Annotated in this window: 15 protein-coding genes; 8 read left to right on the forward strand and 7 right to left on the reverse strand. The window is 72.9% G+C overall.

Annotated features, from left to right (window positions below; genetic code table 11):
* Positions 1-60 precede the first annotated feature (60 nt).
* A complete protein-coding gene (locus AC0VYM_RS18120) occupies positions 61-1269 on the reverse strand; it encodes an amidohydrolase (protein ID WP_475453693.1) in 1209 nt (402 codons plus the stop codon).
* Positions 1270-1304: 35 nt separating this feature from the next.
* Positions 1305-2618: a DUF3100 domain-containing protein gene (locus tag AC0VYM_RS18125; protein ID WP_475453695.1), complete on the reverse strand. Its 1314-nt coding sequence runs from the start codon at positions 2616-2618 to the stop codon at positions 1305-1307.
* A gap of 235 nt (positions 2619-2853) precedes the next feature.
* On the opposite strand from AC0VYM_RS18125, the gene AC0VYM_RS18130 reads away from it, so the two are divergent.
* Positions 2854-4344 (forward strand): chlorohydrolase family protein, encoded by a 1491-nt coding sequence (locus AC0VYM_RS18130; RefSeq protein WP_475453697.1) that lies wholly within the window; start codon positions 2854-2856, stop codon positions 4342-4344.
* 29 nt (positions 4345-4373) lie between these two features.
* Positions 4374-5057, forward strand: a complete 684-nt coding sequence (locus AC0VYM_RS18135) for a GntR family transcriptional regulator (RefSeq protein WP_475453699.1) — start codon at positions 4374-4376, stop codon at positions 5055-5057.
* A 51-nt stretch (positions 5058-5108) separates the two neighbouring features.
* Here AC0VYM_RS18135 and pgi read toward each other — a convergent pair whose 3' ends face one another.
* Together pgi and AC0VYM_RS18145 are read right to left on the reverse strand one after the other, a co-directional pair.
* Positions 5109-6806, reverse strand: a complete 1698-nt coding sequence (gene pgi, locus AC0VYM_RS18140) for a glucose-6-phosphate isomerase (RefSeq protein WP_475453701.1) — start codon at positions 6804-6806, stop codon at positions 5109-5111.
* Positions 6807-7007: 201 nt separating this feature from the next.
* Positions 7008-7907: an ion transporter gene (locus tag AC0VYM_RS18145; protein ID WP_475453703.1), complete on the reverse strand. Its 900-nt coding sequence runs from the start codon at positions 7905-7907 to the stop codon at positions 7008-7010.
* Between the two features lie 164 nt (positions 7908-8071).
* On the opposite strand from AC0VYM_RS18145, the gene AC0VYM_RS18150 reads away from it, so the two are divergent.
* Positions 8072-8383, forward strand: a complete 312-nt coding sequence (locus AC0VYM_RS18150) for a hypothetical protein (RefSeq protein WP_475453705.1) — start codon at positions 8072-8074, stop codon at positions 8381-8383.
* Here the strand turns inward: AC0VYM_RS18150 and AC0VYM_RS18155 are convergent.
* The gene (locus AC0VYM_RS18155) at positions 8361-9050 is read right to left on the reverse strand and encodes a FadR/GntR family transcriptional regulator (RefSeq protein ID WP_475453707.1); all 690 of its coding nucleotides are present in this window, start codon (positions 9048-9050) and stop codon (positions 8361-8363) included. The genes AC0VYM_RS18150 and AC0VYM_RS18155 overlap by 23 nt on opposite strands.
* A 258-nt stretch (positions 9051-9308) precedes the next feature.
* On the opposite strand from AC0VYM_RS18155, the gene AC0VYM_RS18160 reads away from it, so the two are divergent.
* The 4 genes from AC0VYM_RS18160 to AC0VYM_RS18175 all read left to right on the forward strand — a co-directional run bounded on the left by AC0VYM_RS18160 (position 9309) and on the right by AC0VYM_RS18175 (position 13531).
* Positions 9309-10049: a (Fe-S)-binding protein gene (locus tag AC0VYM_RS18160; RefSeq protein WP_475453709.1), complete on the forward strand. Its 741-nt coding sequence runs from the start codon at positions 9309-9311 to the stop codon at positions 10047-10049.
* The gene (locus AC0VYM_RS18165) at positions 10046-11467 is read left to right on the forward strand and encodes a lactate utilization protein B (protein ID WP_475453711.1); all 1422 of its coding nucleotides are present in this window, start codon (positions 10046-10048) and stop codon (positions 11465-11467) included. Before AC0VYM_RS18160 ends, AC0VYM_RS18165 begins: the two co-directional genes overlap by 4 nt.
* The gene (locus tag AC0VYM_RS18170; protein WP_475463100.1) at positions 11464-12147 is read left to right on the forward strand and encodes a LutC/YkgG family protein; all 684 of its coding nucleotides are present in this window, start codon (positions 11464-11466) and stop codon (positions 12145-12147) included. The genes AC0VYM_RS18165 and AC0VYM_RS18170 overlap by 4 nt, the downstream gene beginning before the upstream one ends.
* A gap of 172 nt (positions 12148-12319) precedes the next feature.
* Entirely contained in the window at positions 12320-13531 is a 1212-nt protein-coding gene (locus AC0VYM_RS18175) for an alpha/beta hydrolase family protein (protein ID WP_475453713.1), read from the forward strand.
* Between the two features lie 27 nt (positions 13532-13558).
* On the opposite strand, the gene AC0VYM_RS18180 is transcribed toward AC0VYM_RS18175, so the two are convergent.
* Positions 13559-14965 (reverse strand): cytochrome P450 family protein, encoded by a 1407-nt coding sequence (locus tag AC0VYM_RS18180; protein ID WP_475453715.1) that lies wholly within the window; start codon positions 14963-14965, stop codon positions 13559-13561.
* Between the two features lie 105 nt (positions 14966-15070).
* Entirely contained in the window at positions 15071-16567 is a 1497-nt protein-coding gene (locus AC0VYM_RS18185) for a serine hydrolase domain-containing protein (RefSeq protein ID WP_475453717.1), read from the reverse strand.
* Positions 16568-16764: 197 nt separating this feature from the next.
* On the opposite strand from AC0VYM_RS18185, the gene AC0VYM_RS18190 reads away from it, so the two are divergent.
* Positions 16765-18042, forward strand: a complete 1278-nt coding sequence (locus AC0VYM_RS18190; RefSeq protein WP_475453719.1) for a DUF2786 domain-containing protein — start codon at positions 16765-16767, stop codon at positions 18040-18042.
* Positions 18043-18078 lie beyond the last annotated feature (36 nt).

Genomic DNA, 18078 nt, shown 5'->3' on the forward strand with positions numbered 1-18078 from the left:
CTCTGCGTGTAGCCACACATTGGTGTCAATGTGTGGCTACTTGACTACGCAGAGTTTGCACTAGCGGAGTGGGGCGTTTCCACCTTCCGCGCCGACGAGGACACCGTCACGGGCGACGACGGTTCCGGACCTGATCACGAGGTCCCGCCCCGGCACCTTGGCGACCGCCTCGGCCGCCGACCGGGCGTCGACGACCACGAAGTCGGCGGGTCCGCCCACGTGCAGACCGTGGTCCTCGATCCCGAGCACGCGGGCGGCGTTGGTCGTCACGGTGTCCAGTGCGAGCAGCAGCTCGTCGTCGCAGCGGCTGGAGTTGCGGTAGGCGATGAGCATGGCCCGGCGCAGCATGTCTCCGTCCCCGAAGGGCCCCCACAGATCGTTGATGCCGTCGGTGCCGCCGGCCAGGAGCACGCCGTGTTCCGCGCAGGCCCTCAGCGGTGGCACCGGCGCGTCGTACACCGCCGCGTTCACCAGGGCCACGCCCGCCTCGGCGAACCGTTCGAGTAGGCCCGCCTGGGTCGGCGGGTGCGCGATCCCGAAGGCGTGGGAGACCGCCACACGGCCGCCCAGGTCGTACTCCCGGGTCATGCGGGCGATCAGGCCCATCTCCCAGGCGCCGAGCGACCCGCCGTCGTGCAGGTGGATGTCGATACCGGTGCCCGTGGAGGCGGCGAGGTCGAAGACGGCCTCCAGGTGGGCGTTGGGGGCGTCGTCGAACCCGGCGGGGTCGAGTCCGCCGATCACCGAGGCCCCGGCCTCCACGGCGTCGCGCAGGAGGGGGAGCGTGCCCGGGTTGGTGATGAGCCCGCCCTGGGGGAAGGCCACCTGCTGGATGTCGATCACGCCCTGGTAGCGGTCGGCGACCTCCGCGACGGCGGTGATCCCCCGGAGGCCGACACCGGGGTCGACGTCCGTGTGCGTGCGCAGGTGCGTGGTGCCCGCCGCGACCATCGTCTCCACCAGCGACGAGACGTACTCCCGCGAGGGCAGGCCGTGGGTGTCCCGGTGGCGCCGCTCGTGCGCGACGCGTTCGGCCACCGTCTCCACCTGCGGGGCGGAGACCCACGGGCCACCGTGGAGGGTCTTGTCGATGTGGGCGTGGGCGTTGACCAGTCCGGGCAGGACGGTCCGGCCCGCCGCGTCGATGTCGTCGTCGCCCGGGGCTCCCACGCCGGGAGACTCCTCGATCGCGGTGATCCGTCCGCCCTCGGTGACGATGGTGACCGGCTCTTCCCGGCCGGGCAGGACGGCGTTGGTGACGCGCGGCATGCGGGGTTCCCTTCGGTGTCCGCTCGGTTCGGGGATCAGAGGTGGATGAACAGCTCGGCCAGCGTGGCGGAGGCGACGATGGTGGTGGTGAAGGTCAGCACGGCCGCGACGACGATCTTCCAGCTCAGCTGTGAGAACGCCTCGCGGTCCCGGCCCATCGTCATGCCGACGAGGGCCAGCTGCGGCAGGCCGATCAGCAGCACGTTCAGGTTCTGCACGAGGTCCGCGATCACCCCGGCGACCGGCGAGACCGGCGTCGTCACGATCGTGGCGATCGCCAGGACCCACACCGTGGCCGGGATGGCCTTCACCTTGCGGGACAGGAGGATGGCGATCCCGGTCATCGCCAGCAGCACCACGATGCCCGCGACGTCACGCGGGTGGAACGCGCCGGTGCCCAGCCAGTTGAGCAGCAGCCCCGCCGCACCGGCGAAGACGTAGCCCGCGACGCCCGGACGCCAGCCCCGGGGGATGTCCGGATCGCGCGGACGCTCGACCAGGGTCGACTCGCCGTCCGCGGCCTCCTTCGACCGCACGGAGGCGTCGCCCTCGGGGATCTGCCCGCGGGCGACCAGCTTCGCCTCCTCGATCTCCGGGGCGGGGCGGCGGAAGACGCGGCACCAGAAACCGTAGAGGCGGCGCGCGGCGGGCAGGCCGATGAACACGCCCGCGTAGAAGCCGACGATGTTGGTGACCAGGTTGGACAGGGCGGCCAGGGCGGCGATCTCGGCGGCCTGGTCGGGGTAGAGCAGTGCCAGGGCGCCCACCCCGCCGAGCATCATCGACGTGGAGCCGACGCCGAGCGCCAGGGCCAGCGAGAGCGGGTTGTACAGGCCGGTGCCGCCCAGGACACCGGTGATCAGGGAGATGAAGACGGCGCCGAACATCGAACCGATGATCCAGACGCCGAACACGCCCCGGTACTCGGGCGAGGAGGTCCCGAACCGGTCGATGGCGTAGGCGAGGTAGGACTCCCGGTCGATCGCCCAGGTGGCGCCGATCGCCGCGCGTCCCATGCCGAGCAGGACCGCGATGGGCAGCGCGAGGATGATCGTGCCGAAGAGCTGGCCCACCTCCTGCATGAGCAGTGCCGGTCCGACCTGTTCGACCATGCCGATCGACGGGCCGATGCCGGTGCCGAGCAGCGCGAGGAAGAGGACCATGCCGACCGGGATCAGGGCCTCGCCCGCGGACCGGGTGCCGCCGCGCAGCGGCCGCCACCGCTGGAGGCCGACGACGGCGCCCATCAGCACCACCCAGACCAGGGGAAACAGCACGATCGCGGCGGGCCCGACCCGGAACTTGTGTTCTCCGACCAGTACGGCCACGACACTGATCAGCACGCTCACACCGATGGCGGTAACCCAGTCACCGCGACCGACCGAACCGCGGTTCGACACGTCTCCGTGCGTCTCCGCTTGCTGCCTTCTTGCCCTCATCTGGGATACCAATCAGTGAGCCGCTGAATTTTCGAGGAGCTTATGGTTACGGCAAAACCGCTGTCAAGAGCGTTATCGACCCAATTTCGGTACGCCTTACGAACACGCCGATCCCGCCCCCAAAAGTGCGTGGTATACAAGTTTCATGGATCAGGTAATCAGAGCACGTTACGTGCTGGCGCATTCCGAGGGTTCCCACGTCTGGCTGAGGGACGGCTACGTCGCCCACTCCGACGGCGTCGTCACCGAGGTGGGCACCGGAACGCCGGAATCGACCGCGCCCGTCCTGGACCTGGGCGACACGATCCTCACCCCCGGTCTGATCGACCTGGACGCCCTGGTGGACATCGACCACCTCATCCTCGACGCCCACCACGACCCGGAGCACGCCCGCTCCCTGGTCGGTTCCGTCGAGCACTGGCGCGACCGCCCCCGCGACGTGCTCACCCCCGAACAGCGCGACACCCTGCGCCGGTTCGGGCTCGCGCAGCTCGCCCTGCACGGCGTCACCACCTACATGCCGATCGCCTCGGAGATCCACCTGGAGTGGAACGAGTCCGCGGACGAGCTGCGCCACCTGGCGGACCTGACCCGCGCGTGGGGCCTGCGCGGCTACCTGGGCCCCTCGTACCGGTCCGCGGTGGGCGCCGTCGCCGACGGTGAGCGCACCTTCGTCGAGAACCCCGTACGCGGCGAGTCGGGCCTGGACGAGGCCCTGCGCTTCGCGGACGAGCTCTCCGAGCGCGACGACGACCTAGTCCTGCCGGTCCTCCTCCCCTGCCGTATCGAGACGCTCACCCCCGAACTGTTGGAGCGCACGGCGCGGGAGGCCACCGAGCGCGGCCTCCTCGTGCGCCTGCACTCCCTCCAGCAGCCGTGGGAGCGCCAGGTGATCATCGAGCGCCACGGCCTCACCCCGCTGGACCTGATCGAGCGGACCGGCCTCCTCAACGACCGGCTGCTCATCCCCCACGCCCTGTGGACCGACCGGAACCCGAAGCTGACCGGCCCGAACGGCGTCGACCTCACCCGTCTGGCCACCGCAGGCGTCAGCGTGATCCACTGCCCCCTGACCACCTTCCGGTACGGGGACATGCTGGAGACCTTCAACGACTTCCTGGACGCCGGGGTCACGATGGCGCTCGGCACCGACTCCTTCCCGCCCGACCTCGTGCGCGGCATGGACGTGGGCCTCCACGCCTCGCGCCTGCTCCACGGCCACGGCGCCGTCAGCCTGAGCGGTTACATGGAGGCGGCGACCCTGGGCGGCGCCGCCGCGCTCAAGCGCCCCGACCTCGGGCGTCTGGAGGCCGGCGCGAGCGCCGACATGACCGCGTTCTCCCTGGACGACTTCCGCGACGGCGTCGTGGAGGACCCCCTGCGAACCCTGGTACTCAACGGCACCGCCCGCAACGCCACCCACACCTTCGTGGCCGGGCGGCCCGTGGTGCGGGACGGGCGGATCGACGGGGTGGACCTGGACGAGCTCAGGAACCAGGCGCAGGAGGTGTTCGAGGAACTCCGGCGCGGCTACAGTGAGCGGGACGGCCTCCACCGCCCGGTCGGGGCCCTCTTCCCCCCGACGTTCCCGGTTCGCGGTTCCGAGCCCCGGGACGCCGCTTCCGGCCGGGGGTGAACCAGGCGCACACGGCGGGAACGGGTCTCATGACACGGACATCAGGCGGGTCGGCCCCTCTGACAGAGGCGGCCGAGGTCGCCATCCGTGAGGGGATCATCTCCGGCCGGTACGCACCGGGGGCACGGCTGCGCGAACGCGAGCTCTCGGAGGAGCTGGGCGTGTCCCGGCTCCCGGTGCGCGAGGCGCTGCGCAACCTCAGGCACGACGGCTTCATCATGACCAGCGCCCACAAGGGCGCGACCGTGCGGACCATGTCCCCCTCGGGGGTGGACGAGCTCTTCGACCTGCGGATCAGGCTCGAACCCTTCGCCGCCGAGCGGGCGGCCCAGCAGTACTCCGAGGGGCACGTGCACGCCGGTCTGGCGGCCGCGATGGAGGCGACCGCCGAGGCCACCGAGACGGGCTCACTGGACCACATCATGACCGCCAACGCGGACTTCCACGCGCAGGTGGTGGAGGCCGCCGGTCACGAACTGCTGTCCGAGCTCATGGCACCGATCCTCTCCCGCTCCCGCTGGCTGTTCGCCCTGACGGCCTTCCGCGATCCCCACCTGGAGTTCCAGGCGCACCACGAGATCTACGCGGCGGTCAGCACCGGCAACGCCCGGCTCGCGCGACTGACCATGGCCGCGCACATCGAGGCCGGGCGCGGTCCCTCGCTGCTGGCGGTCGGCCCCGGGACCCCCGAGGACGGGACCCCCGAGGAGTAGCCGTCCCCGGGACTCCGGCGGACACCGGGTTCCCGGGGAGCGGCCGTCCCGCTACGCGGGGTCGCGCCCGCGCAGGCCCCGGTAGCGCCGCACCAGTGCCTCGGTGGAGGCGTCCAGACCGCGCACCCCGACACCCTCGGTCAGGGCGGGCTGCACCCTCTTCGCCAGGACCTTGCCCAGCTGCACGCCCCACTGGTCGAAGGAGTTGATGTTCCACACCGCGCCCTGGACGAACACCTTGTGCTCGTAGAGGGCGACCAGCTGGCCCAGCACCGACGGGTCGAGCCGGTCCGCCAGGATCGTCGTGGTCGGCCGGTTGCCGGGGAAGGTGCGGTGCGGGACGAGGTCCGCGGGCACCCCCTCCTCGGCGACCTCGTCCGACGTGCGCCCGAACGCCAGCGCCTGTCCCTGCGCGAACAGGTTGGCCATCAGCAGGTCGTGCTGGGGCACCAGCCCCTCGGGCAGGTCCGGGGCGGGACGCGCGAAGCCGAGCAGGTCGGCGGGCACGAACCGGGTGCCCTGGTGCAGCAGCTGGAAGTAGGCGTGCTGCCCGTTGGTCCCGGGTGTCCCCCACACCACCGGACCGGTCTGCCAGCGGACCGGGCGGCCGTCGCGCTGGACCGACTTGCCGTTGGACTCCATGTCCAACTGCTGGAGGTAGGCGGTGAACTTCGACATGTGGTGGCTGTAGGGCAGCACCGCGTGGCTCTGGGCGCCGAAGAACCCGCCGTACCAGACCCCGAGCAGGCCCAGCAGGAACGGCAGGTTGCGCTCGGGGGGCGCCTGGCGGAAGTGCGTGTCCATCGAGTGGAACCCGGCGAGCATCTCACGGAACCGCTCCGGCCCCAGGGCCACCATGAGGGAGAGGCCGATCGCGGAGTCGTAGGAGTAGCGGCCGCCCACCCAGTCCCAGAACTCGAACATGTTCGCGGTGTCGATCCCGAAGCGCGCGACCTCCTCCGCGTTGGTCGAGACCGCCACGAAGTGCCGGGCGATCGCGTCGGAGTCCGCCCCCAGCCCGGCCAGGAGCCAGTCCCGGGCCGCGGTGGCGTTGGTGACCGTCTCCAGGGTGGTGAAGGTCTTCGAGGCGACCACGAACAGGGTGCGCTCGGGATCGGCGTCGATCAGCGCCTCGTGCAGGTCCGTGCCGTCCACGTTGGAGACGAAGCGGAACCCCAGTCCCCGGTCCGTGTACGGACGCAGCGCCTCATAGGCCATGGCCGGACCCAGGTCGGAGCCGCCGATGCCGATGTTGACCACCCGGGTCACCGCCTTGCCCGTGTGGCCCAGCCACGACCGGGAGCGCACACGGTCGGCGAAGGCCGCCATGCGCTCCAGGACCCCGTGCACCTCGGGCACCACGTCGCGCCCGTCCTCCCGGAACACCGCGTCACGCGGCGCGCGCAACGCGGGGTGCAGCACGGCGCGGTCCTCGGTGAGGTTGATGTGGTCGCCGCGGAACATGGCGTCGCGCAGGGCGGCGACGCCGGTGGCCTTCGCGAGGTCCGTGAGCAGGTCCAGGGTCTCCCGCGTGAGGAGGTTCTTGGACAGGTCCGCGTGGAGGTTCCCGACGTCGAACGTGAACCGGTCGACCCGCCCGGAGTCCTCCGCGAAGAGGGTCCGCAGGTGGGTGTCGCCGAAGCGCTCGCGGTGCTCGGCCAGCGCGGTCCACTCCTCCCGACGGTCCAGGGGGACGGGTACGTCGCCCCCGACGTCCTCGGTCCGAGGAAGGGGTGTACTCGCAGACATCCGGTCGCTCCTCGTCGTCCATGGTCGGCTTGCGGCGGCCTTCCGGGACACCGCGTGCGGCTGTCCCCCTACCCTCCCACGAAAGCCGCCAACCACGGGCCCTTCCACGCACGTCAGAGCGCCCGCGAACACGGTTCACACCCGCCCCGGCCCGAGCCCCGCACCAGCGGGGACGGGCCGGGGCCCCTCGGGACCGTCGGGCTAGATGCGCTCGCGCTCGCTCCGGAGCAGCTCGCGCTCGTCGCGCAGCGAGGCCACCTCGGCGCGCAGCGCCCGCAGCTCGTCGAGGATCTGCCGCTGCCCCTCGTCCGGCGAACGGTCGGCGCCGCCGTCCGGGGAGTCTCCGGGGTCCTCGTCGGGGCCGCCGCTCCCCTTGGAGCCCGGGGCGCCGCCCGGGCCGGGCCTGCCGTACTGCTCCTCGTGCCCGGCCTTGTCCAGCGCCTCGACCGCGACCGCGATGAACAGGTTCAGGGCGATCAGCGTGGACACCATGACGAAGACGACGAAGAAGACCCAGGCATAGGGCTGGTGCTTCATCACCTCCGACGCGATGTTGCTCCAGCCGTCGGCGGTGAAGATCTGGAAGAGGGTGAACAGCGAGGTCCCCAGGTCCCCGAAGTGCTGCGGGGCGTCGGTGGAGAAGAGGCGGGTGGCCATCACCGCCGAGACGTACAGCAGCAGGACCACCAGGACCATGATCGAGGCCATGCCGGGCATCGCGCGGAACAGTCCGGTCACCACGTGGCGCAGAGACGGGATCACCGACAGCAGGCGCAGGACGCGCAGGACCCTCAGCACCCTCAGCACCGCGAACGGACCGGAGGCCGGGAGCAGGGCGATCCCGATGATCACCATGTCGAACCAGCTCCAGGGGTCCCGGAAGAAGTCCCGGCGATGGGCGAACATCCGCAGCCCCATCTCGACGACGAACAGGGTCAGGATCACCCGGTCGACGCTCGTGAGGAGGTCACCGTGGTTGTCCATCATCCGCTTCGACGTCTCGAAACCGAGGATCACGGCGTTGATCAGGATGAGGGTTATGACGCTGGCCTGGAACCAGGGGGCCTCGACGAGGGCACGGACGCGTTCACGCGTGGTCACTGGGAGGAAAACTCCGTCTCTGTCTTCGGACGACGGCGCAAAAGCCTACCGTCGACGGGGGCGCCCCGTTTCGTCCTCGTCCCTCTCGGTACGTCCCCTACTGGCGTCTCCCGCCGCGACCAGGCATCATCGAAGACAGGGAAACCGAGGCGAGGGGGCCGCCGATGACGGAATCCGCCGAGTTCGACGGGGACGCCACGAACATCGACGACGTGGACGCCGAGATGGACGTGGGCGCCCCGGACCAGGACTCCGCCGTGGCGGAGTACCTGGAGGACCACCCCGAGGACTACCGCATAGAGGAGATCGAGGACCACGAGGCACTCGGTATAGACGCCGAAGTCGGCCGGGAGGTTCCGGACGGGGAGTCGGAACCTGAGGGGGACCCGCCTCCGGCACCCGGACGCGAGAGCCTGTCCCGGGTGCTCCGGGCCGAGCAGTACGCCGACCGGGTCAACCGTCGGCTCGAAGGCTGAGCCAGCGCTCCACCCGCAGCACGTGCGCGGCGGCGGCCGCCCGGGCCGCCTCCGGATCGCGGGCGAGCAGCGCCTCGTGGATGCGTCTGTGGTCCTGGAAGAGGGTGTCGGTGAGCCCTTCACGACCGAGCCCGGCCCAGACCCGTTCGTTGAAGGTGCGCGAGGACAGCCCGGCGTGGACGGCGGAGAGCGTGGCGTTCTCCGCGCAGGCCACGACGGCCCGGTGGAAGTCGAGATCGTCGGCGGGCGCGCGGTCGGCGTCGGCCTCCATGCGGTCGAGGAGGTCACCGATCCGGGCCAGGTCCTCGGGGGTGGCCCGGGCGGCGGCGATCGCGGTGGCGGCGGGTTCGATCATGCGGCGGACCTGGAGGACCTCCAGCAGGGTCTCGTCGCGTGAGACCTCGGCCAGGACGGAGAAGGCCTCCAGCAGGTCGGCGGGGCGCAGCGCGGTGACGTAGACGCCCGCGCCGTGGCGGACCGCCAGCACGCCCAGCGTGGTGAGGGCGCTGATCGCCTCGCGCACCGAGCCCCGGGAGACGCCCAGCCGGGCGGAGAGCTCCCGTTCGGTGGGCAGCCGCTCCCCCGGGCCCACCTCGCCGTCGGCGATCATCGCCTTGATCCGCTCGACCGCACGCTGGGCCACCGGGGTCCGTACGTCCTCGACCACGCCACTCCCCCGTCTCCCTCACGAACACGGAGATTCTACTCGGAGTCCGCGCTCGTCGCCGCGTGGTCTCGCACATTGGTCGGACCACATGGCGCGATCTGGAAGCCCGCGAGGCACGGACGAATCCCGATGGTCGGACTGTCAAGGGGTTCTTGATCCGTCTCGTACGGCTGTGCAAAAGTGGTCGGACCACTTGCCTCGGTTGTCGTCCGTCGGACCGGACGCTCCTCCCACCGGGCCGGGGCGCGAAGGAGGCCCATGCGCGTCGCGCTGTTCGTCACCTGTGTCAACGACACGCTCTTCCCCGACACCGGTCGCGCGGTGGTGCGACTCCTGGAGCGGCTGGGCCACGAGGTGGTCTTCCCCGAGGACCAGACCTGCTGCGGTCAGATGCACTACAACACCGGGTACCGGCGCCCCGCCGCCCGGCTCGCGGTGCGCTTCGCCCGGACCTTCGGCGGCGCCGACGCCGTGGTGGTCCCCTCGGCCTCGTGCGCGGCGATGGTCCGCGACAACTACCCCCGCCTCGGCGCGGCGGGCAGCAGACTCTCCCGCAGGATGGCCGACCTGGGCCCCCGCGTGTACGACCTCACCGAGTTCCTCGTGGACGTGCTCGGGGTGACCGACGTGGGCGCCTACTTCCCGCACCGGGTGGTCTACCACCCCACCTGCCACGGGCTGCGCTTCCTCGGCCTGGGCGACCGCCCGTACCGGCTGCTGCGCGCCGTGCGCGGCCTGGAACTGCTCGAACTGCCCGGCGCCGCCGAGTGCTGCGGGTTCGGCGGCACGTTCTCGGTCAAGAACGGCGACGTCTCCGCCGCCATGGGGTTCGACAAGGCCCGTCACGTGGCCGGGAACGGCGCCGAGGTCCTGTGCGCGGTCGACAACTCCTGTCTGATGCACATCGGCGGCACCCTGTCCCGTCAGCGTTCCGGTGTCCGGATCGCGCACATCGCGGAGATCCTGGCCAGTACCGAGAAGGAGTACGCACAGGCATGAGCGCCACGTTCCTGGGCCTTCCGCCCTTTCCCGAGGCCGCCCGTTCGGCGGTCGGAGACTCCCGTACCAGGCACAACCTGCACGAGGCCACCCACACCATCCGGGGCAAGCGCGACGCGGTCGTCGGTGAGCTGGGTGAGGACTGGTGGCGGCTGCGCGCCGAGGGCGAGCGGATCAAGACCCACACCCTGCGCCACCTGGACCACCATCTGGAACGGCTGGAGGAGGCGGTCCACCGGGCGGGCGGCACGGTCCACTGGGCCGCCGACGCGGCCGAGGCCAACGAGATCGTCACCCGGCTGGTGCGTCGGACGGGTGAGACCGAGGTGGTCAAGGTGAAGTCCATGGCCACCCAGGAGATCGAGCTCAACGGGGCGCTGGAGGCGGCCGGGATCACGGCCTACGAGACCGACCTGGCCGAGCTGATCGTGCAACTGGGTGAGGACCTCCCCTCGCACATCCTGGTGCCCGCCATCCACCTGGCCCGTTCCCAGATCCGGGAGATCTTCCTCGACCGGATGGCGGAGTGGGGGGTGCCCGCGCCGCCCGGGCTCACCGACGACCCCCGCGCACTGGCCGAGGCCGCCCGCGTGCACCTGCGGGAGCTGTTCCTGCGCGCCAGGGTGGCGGTCTCGGGGGCCAACTTCGCCGTGGCCGACTCCGGGACGCTCGTGGTGCTGGAGTCCGAGGGCAACGGGCGGATGTGTCTGACCCTGCCGGAGACGCTGATCTCCGTGGTGGGGATCGAGAAGGTCGTGCCCACGTGGTCCGACCTCGAGGTGTTCATGCAGCTGCTGCCCCGGTCCTCCACCGGGGAACGGATGAACCCCTACACCTCCACCTGGACGGGGGTGACCCCGGGCGACGGGCCGCAGGACTTCCACCTGGTGCTGCTGGACAACGGACGCACCGACGTGCTCGCCGACACCGTGGGGCGGCAGGCGCTGCGCTGCATCCGGTGCTCGGCCTGCCTGAACATCTGTCCCGTCTACGAGCGCACCGGCGGTCACGCCTACGGATCGGTCTACCCGGGGCCGATCGGCGCGATCCTCACCCCGCAGCTGCGCGGGATGTCCTCGGAGGTGGACCGGGCGCTGCCGTACGCGTCGTCGCTGTGCGGGGCGTGCTACGACGTCTGCCCGGTGGCCATCGACATCCCGGAGGTCCTGGTGCACCTGCGTGAACAGGTCGCGGAGGGCCCGGGGCACCTCGGTGAGAAGGCCGTCATGGCCGGGGCCGAGGCGGTGTTCGGTTCGGCCCGGGCGTTGGACGCGGTGCAGCGTGCCGCGGGGCTGGTGGGCGGGGACCTGCCCCGGCACCTGCCGGGCACGGCGGGGAAGTGGACCGACACCCGGGACGTGCCGGACGTGCCCGGGGAGTCCTTCCGGCAGTGGTGGAAGCAGAGGGGGCGGCGATGAACGGCGCCGGGAACGCGCGCGGTGGCGACGCCGGGGGCCGGGGCTCCCGTGAACGCGTCCTGGCCCGGGTCCGGGCGGCGCTGTCGGACGTACCCGCCGAGGAACCGGTGGCGCGGCCCCCCGGAGACGGGTACGCGGACCACCACTTCGAGGGGGACGCCCTGGAGGTGCTGGTGGACCGGTTGCTGGACTACCGGGCCCTGGTGGAGAGGGTCCCGGAGGGCGCCCTGCCCGAGGCGATCGCCGCCGCGCTGGAGCGGCGCGGCGCGACCCGGGTGGCGGTCCCCTCGGGCGCACCGCCGGAGTGGTTCTCGGACGTGACGGCGCGTCGGCTCACCGACTCCCCCGGGGAGCCGCTGTCCGTGGCCGACCTCGACGCCTGCGACGGCGTGGTGACCGGGTGCGCGGTGGCGGTCGCGGAGACCGGCACCATCGTGCTGGACGGCGGGCCCGACCAGGGCCGCCGGGCCGTCACCCTGGTCCCCGACTACCACCTGTGCGTGGTCCGGGCCGACCAGGTGGTGGACGGGGTGCCGGGCGCCGTCCGGCTCCTGGACCCGGCGCGGCCGCTCACGTGGATCAGCGGCCCCTCGGCCACCAGCGACATCGAGCTCAACCGGGTGGAGGGCGTGCACGGTCCCCGCACCCTGGAGGTGCTGCTGGTGGAGCCCGCCGACTGAGGCGGCGGGGTCGCGGGCCCACCCCGGTGGGGAGGCACGGGGTCGTGCCCGCCCCACCGTGGGACCGCGGGCCCGCCCCCAGCGGAGTCGCTGGCGTGCACCCTCGTGCCGTCGGACCGCGCTTCCTAGTGTTCAGGGGATGGCAGACCGACCACGACGGGAAGGTTCCCCGATGCCCCGCCCCTCCACTTCCTCCACCCGCGTTCCCGCTCCCCCGACAGGGACCGCTCGGCGGCGGTCCGCGCCCCTGGCCCTGGCCTGTGCCCTGGCCGTGGGCGGAGCCCTCGCCGCCGGTCCGGCCTCCGCCGCGACCGAACGGGACCGCCCGCCCACCCCCGCCCTGCCCGCACCCACCGGCCCCGCCCCCGTGGGCACCACCGATCTGCACCTGGTGGACACCGACCGCGAGGACCCGTGGTTCGGCGGTGACCGGGAGATCATGGTGACGCTCTGGTACCCGGCCCGCACCGACGCCGGGCGTCCCGCCCCCTACCTGACCGGGGCCGAGTCCGAGGCGATCCTCGCGCAGAGCGGGTTCGACCACCTGCCTCCGGACACCCTGACCCGGGTGCGCACCCACTCCGTGGCGGACGCGCCGCCGGTCCGTACCGACGAGGGCCTGCCCCTCGTGGTGCTCTCCCCCGGAGCCGGGGTGTCCCGGACCTGGATGTCCTCGCTCGGTGAGGACCTGGCCAGCCGAGGATTCGCGGTGGCCGGGATCGACCACCGCCACGAGGCGGCCCCGGTGGAGTTCCCCGACGGACTCGTGGATCGGTGCGGCGCCTGCGCGACCGAACGGTGGGAGGACGGCGCGGTGAACCGGGCCGACGACGTCTCCTTCCTCCTGGACGAGTTGGAGGGCGGCGAGGCCTGGCGATGGTCCGGGCTGGTCGCGACCGACCGGACCGGGATGGTGGGCCACTCCTGGGGCGGGGCGGCCACCGCCCAGACGTTGGTCACCGAGGAGCGCGTGGACGCCGGACTCAACCTGGACGGTCCCTACTACCCCGCGCAGCTGGAAGGGGAGATCGACAAGCCGCTCGCGCTGCTCGCCAACGGCCAGGGACAGGCCTGGGAGGGCTGGGACGAGCGCTGGGCGGGCCTGACGGGCTGGCGCCAGTGGATCCGGGTCACCGACTCCGGGCACTCCACCGCGCTGGACCGGGGCGTGCTCATGGAACAGCTCGGGCTGCGGGACACGATGACCCCGGAGCAGTGGCGTGCGCAGTTCGGCGCCCTCCCGGTGGCGCACGGGGTGGACCTCGTGCGGACGTACGCCGGCGCCTACTTCGACCACCACCTGCGCGGCGGTGACCAGCCCCTCCTGGACGACCCGGAGGGCGTCCACCCCGAGCTGGTCGTGGTGGACCCCGAAGGGGACTGAGCTCCCGATCGCACCGGCCCCCGGGGTTCAGCTCCGGGGGCTCCAGCGCTCCAGGAGCTGTTCGAGGGGGTCGGGATCGTGCGGTTTCTCAGCGAAGGGCGCCTGGTAGCGGGCGCCCCGGCCGACGGGGCGGCGCTTCCGGCGCCGGGCTCCGCGCCTCGCCTCGGGTTCGGGCTCCGCGGACGGCTCGGGCTCCCCGGTCGGGACGAACCGCACGGGCAGCTCCTCCGGCCCGCCGGGGGACGCGCGTCGTCGCGGTCCGTCGGGTCCGACCGCCGAGACCATGCCCCTCATCCGGTCCAGCGCCGTGTCGATGGCGGTGCGCACCAACTCCTGGGTGAACGACGCGGCCGGGCAGCGGTGGGCTCCGGCACCCCAGGACAGATGGGCGCGGTTCCCGACCAGCAGGTCCACTGCGGCGCCGGTGCCTCCGGAGACGGAGGGGTCCGTGTGCGCGGCGCCGAACCCGAAGAGCAGCGGTTGCCCCCGCCGGACCAGGGCCCCCGAGATCCGGAGGTCCGTCGTGGCGTAGCGCCCCGCGAGCACGCTGACCGGGGGGTCGGTCCACATGACGTAGTCGAGGAAGTCCTCCGGGGTGAGCGTCCCGCCGAGGTAGGCGGTCCACACTCCGGGGTCCCCGACCAGCAGGCGGAGCGCGTTGCCGATGAGGTGGGTGGTGGGTTCGAGCCCCGTCGCCCAGAGCAGGCGCAGTGCCTCGGCCGCCTCGTCGTCGGTCAGTCCGTGCGGGTGCTCCAGGATCACGGAGGTGACGTCACTCCCGGGTTCGGCGCGCTTGCGGGCGACCAGCCCCCGGAAGTAGGCGCGCACGGCCGGTGCCGCCGTCGCCGCCCGCCGCGCGTCGTCGCCGCGCAGGCGGGCGGTGAGGTCGGCGAGCAGGTGCCCGTAGGAGTCGGGGAGTCCGAGGAGTTCGTTGAGGACGAGTGCGGGCAGGGGTAGGGCGTACTGCCCGACGAGGTCGGCCGCGCCCTTCGCCCCGACCCGGCCGATCAGCCGCACGGCGGCGCGCTGCACCACCGGGACCAGCCGTTGGGTGCCCACGGAGGCCAGCGCGTCCACGATCGGGAGGCGCAGGCGCTGGTGTTCGTCGCCGTCGCGTGCGAGCGCCGCGCCTCGGATCGGCAGCGCACCGTCGGCTCCCCAGGGGCGGGGGTCGGCGGAGAAGTGGTTCTGGTCGCGCAGGACCCGGAGGTTCTCCTTGTAGCCGAGCAGGAGCCAGCCGGGGACGCCGGGTGCGACCTCCACGGGGACCAGGCCTCCGTGCCGGGACCGCAGCCGGTCCCAGGGAGGTTCCGCACCGGGTGTCGGGCTCCAGTGGAGGGAGGGGGCGGCCTCTCCCGTGCGGGGGCAGCGCGGAGCCTCCGCCGCTCCGTCCGGGACCGCGTCGTCGCCCGTGGACCCGGTTCCCTGACGCATGGAGACTCCTCGGTGGCTGCCGTGGGGACGACGCTAGGGCGCCGATGTTTCCGAGGTGCTTCCAGGAGGAAAGGGGCGTCTTTCGCCGTCGGGCACCGGCACCCTTCACCGGACAGGGGTGGAGGAATCGGACCGGCCGCGCCGGAGACGGACGAGCCGTGCCGCCGCGACCGCGACGCACACCAGGGCCACGAGGCCGAGCAGGGCGACGGGGCCGGGGAACAGGCGCCAGAGGATGCCCCAGGTGAGGTCCTGGCTCCGGTACAGCACGCCCAGCGCGTGGTCCAGCACCGCGAAGAGCACCACGGGCACGGCCAGCGGGACCAGGCGCGACGCGGTGCGCCAGCCGGACGCACCGGCCCGGCGCGCCGCCCAGGTCCCGGACCGCCGCACACCCCGGGCCCCGAGCCACACCGCGACCCCGGCCAGGGCCAGCGTGGCCGAGTCGACCACCGGTGCGCGCGTACCCGACGCCGGTTCCGGACCGCCCTCCTCGATCAGGGCCACCAGCGCCTCGGTGAGCACGGCGGCGTGCGCGTCCATCCCGGCGGTGTTCACCATGACGGCGATTCCGTGGCCGGACTCGGGCAGCAGCACCTGGTGGGCGGTGGCGGTGAACAGCTCTCCGCCGTGTTCGATCCGGGGCGCCCCCGAGGGTGTCGTCCCCACGGACCAGCCCAGCCCGTAGGTGCCGCCGGTGGCCGGTGAGGGCGTGTGCGTGAGGGCGACGCCCTCCGGAGTGGCGATCCGGGTGCCGTCGGCGGACGCCCCGCCGTTGTTCTGGGCGATCAGCCAGGAGGCCATGTCGTCGGCGGTGCTGAGCACGCCCCCGGAGCCCGCACCGAAGGAGGGGACCTCCGTGGCCGGGAGTCCCCGCCGGAGGAACATGAGGTGGCCGCGCGCGGAGGAGGGCAGGTCCAGGTCCGTGGCGACGGTCGTGCTGTCGGTCATGCCGAGGGGGTCCAGGACCCGCTCGTGCAGCCGGTCCGCGAACGACCGCCCGCTGACCACCTCCACGAGACGGGCCGCCACCTGGAAGTTCGGGTTGTGGTACGAGTACCGCGTCCCGGGGTCCGCCGCGAACCGCACCCCGTCCATGCCCGCGACCGCGGTCCTCAGGTCGGGCACGCGTCCCCGGCCGAACTCGTCGAACCCCGCGCCGCTCATCCCCGAGGTGTTGTCCAGCAGCTGGCGCACGGTGACCGCGTCCGCGCGGGGGTCGTCCGGGTCGAACTCGGGAAGGTGCGCGCGGACCGGGTCGTCGAGTCCGATCTCGCCGTCCTCGACCAGCTGCACGACCGCCAGCGCGGTGAAGGCCTTGCTGGCCGACGCGATCGCCATGGGGGTGTGCGCGGTCACCGGGTCGCCCGTGGCGGTACGGCCGTACCCCCGGGCGCGCACGGTCTCCGTACCGTGGGTGACGGCCACGGCCACCCCGGGGGCGCCGGTGGCCTCCATGTGGTCGCGCACGACCGCGTCGACGGCCTCGGCGGTGGCGGCCGCGGTGCTCGCGGTCGAGGCGCCGGCGGGGGCCGGAACGGCGACGGCGAACAGCAGGGCGGTCGAGGCGACCGTGCGGGTCAGGGTCGTTGTCATGGGCATGGCACCGACGCTAGGCAGCCGGGTTCCGCGCCGCCATGGGGCGCCCCCTCCGGACGTCCTGCGGGAAACCGGAGGGCGCGGGGGGTGTGATCCCCCACCCCGCCGTCGAAGCCGCAGGCCGGTAGGATGGCCAGTCGGCCCGAAGGGGGCCGCAACGGCCGCAGGGCCCGACAGTCTCTCGAACGGGGAGTGCCACCGTGGGCAGGAAGGGCCGCAGACGCGGCGACGCGTGGGCCGGGGACGAGTGGGCCGGGCCAGGGCCCACGGACACACCCGTGGAGGTGGTCACCGGCGCCGTCGAGGCGCTCGTGCGCGGGCAGGAGGGCGGTGGGGTCGACCTCGCGTCGGCCCGGCTGGCCGACGCCGAGGACCCGGCGTGGGCGGGTGCGGCGGGCCGCGCGCTCCTCGACACCCTCCTCTTCGCGGTCGCCGACGCCTGGGCGCGCGGCTGGCAGCCCACGGAGACGGTCCGGCACGTGTCCCGCGAGTCCGGGCCGCTGGCCGCGGCCGTGTGCGCGGAGGCCGTCACCGCCGATCTCGAACGCCACTCCGCCGCCACGGTGGACCCCCGCTGGACCGAGCAGGTGCGTGCCCTGGGTGCGACCGCCCCGGCATCGGGTGACCAGCACCTGACCCGGTTGGGCGCCGAGCACGGCCTGCTGAGGTTCGAGGCGGTCGAGGTGGTGCTCCGGCTCCTGGCCGTGTTGCGCGTGCTGCCGCCGATGCGTCGGCTGGGCCCGCCGCCGGGAACCTTCCGGCCGGGCGTGAACACCTCGGCTCCGGTGGACCGGGGACGGCTCCAGCGCGTGCGCGCGCTGCTGGCCAAGGCCGAGTCCACCGAGTTCCCGCAGGAGGCGGAGGCGCTGACCGCGCGGGCCCAGGAGATGATGGCGCGGCACAGCATCGACCTCGCCCTGGTGGCGCAGGACCCCGAGGAGCCCGAGGCCGCCTCGGCCCGCAGGCTCCCGGTGGACTCCCCCTACGACGAGCACCGGGCCGTGCTGCTCAACGAGGTCGCGGAGGCCAACCACTGCCGCGCCGTCTGGCACCGCGAGCTGGGGCTGAGCACGGTGATGGGGTTCCCCGGCGACGTCGAGGCGGTGGACCTGCTGTACACGTCGCTGCTGGTCCAGGCCGAGGCCGCGATGCGGGTGAGCGGCGCGAGGCGGGACCGGTCCGGGCGCGGGGCGCGCAAGGACTTCCGGGCGTCGTTCATGTCCGCGTTCGCGGTGCGGGTGGGCGAGCGGCTGTCCGAGTCGGCGCGCGCCGCCGAGGAGGCCGTCACCGCCGAGACCGGCACCGACCTCGTCCCGGTGTTCGCCGCCCGGGAGAAGGCCGTGGAGGCCGCCGTGGACGAGGCCTTCGGCGCGCTGACCTCCTCCCGGGTCCGGGGCCCCTCCAGCGCCGAGGGCTGGTACGAGGGGCGCGCCGCCGCCGACGCCGCCTCCCTGGGCAGCCGCACCAGGCTGGCCTGAGCGCTCGGGCGGGAAAACCGCTGGCCCCGGAGTCCG

It is taken from the genome of Nocardiopsis sp. iso_237 (assembly GCF_056173345.1).

Coding starts and splice junctions, on each gene's coding strand:
- AC0VYM_RS18170 (WP_475463100.1), top strand. CDS start 11,464: ATGAACGGCGCCGGGAACGCGCGCGGTGGCGACGCCGGGGGCCGGGGC.
- pgi (WP_475453701.1), bottom strand. CDS start 6,806: ATGTCTGCGAGTACACCCCTTCCTCGGACCGAGGACGTCGGGGGCGAC.
- AC0VYM_RS18135 (WP_475453699.1), top strand. CDS start 4,374: ATGACACGGACATCAGGCGGGTCGGCCCCTCTGACAGAGGCGGCCGAG.
- AC0VYM_RS18130 (WP_475453697.1), top strand. CDS start 2,854: ATGGATCAGGTAATCAGAGCACGTTACGTGCTGGCGCATTCCGAGGGT.
- AC0VYM_RS18120 (WP_475453693.1), bottom strand. CDS start 1,269: ATGCCGCGCGTCACCAACGCCGTCCTGCCCGGCCGGGAAGAGCCGGTC.
- AC0VYM_RS18180 (WP_475453715.1), bottom strand. CDS start 14,965: ATGCGTCAGGGAACCGGGTCCACGGGCGACGACGCGGTCCCGGACGGA.
- AC0VYM_RS18160 (WP_475453709.1), top strand. CDS start 9,309: ATGCGCGTCGCGCTGTTCGTCACCTGTGTCAACGACACGCTCTTCCCC.
- AC0VYM_RS18165 (WP_475453711.1), top strand. CDS start 10,046: ATGAGCGCCACGTTCCTGGGCCTTCCGCCCTTTCCCGAGGCCGCCCGT.
- AC0VYM_RS18150 (WP_475453705.1), top strand. CDS start 8,072: ATGACGGAATCCGCCGAGTTCGACGGGGACGCCACGAACATCGACGAC.
- AC0VYM_RS18175 (WP_475453713.1), top strand. CDS start 12,320: ATGCCCCGCCCCTCCACTTCCTCCACCCGCGTTCCCGCTCCCCCGACA.
- AC0VYM_RS18185 (WP_475453717.1), bottom strand. CDS start 16,567: ATGCCCATGACAACGACCCTGACCCGCACGGTCGCCTCGACCGCCCTG.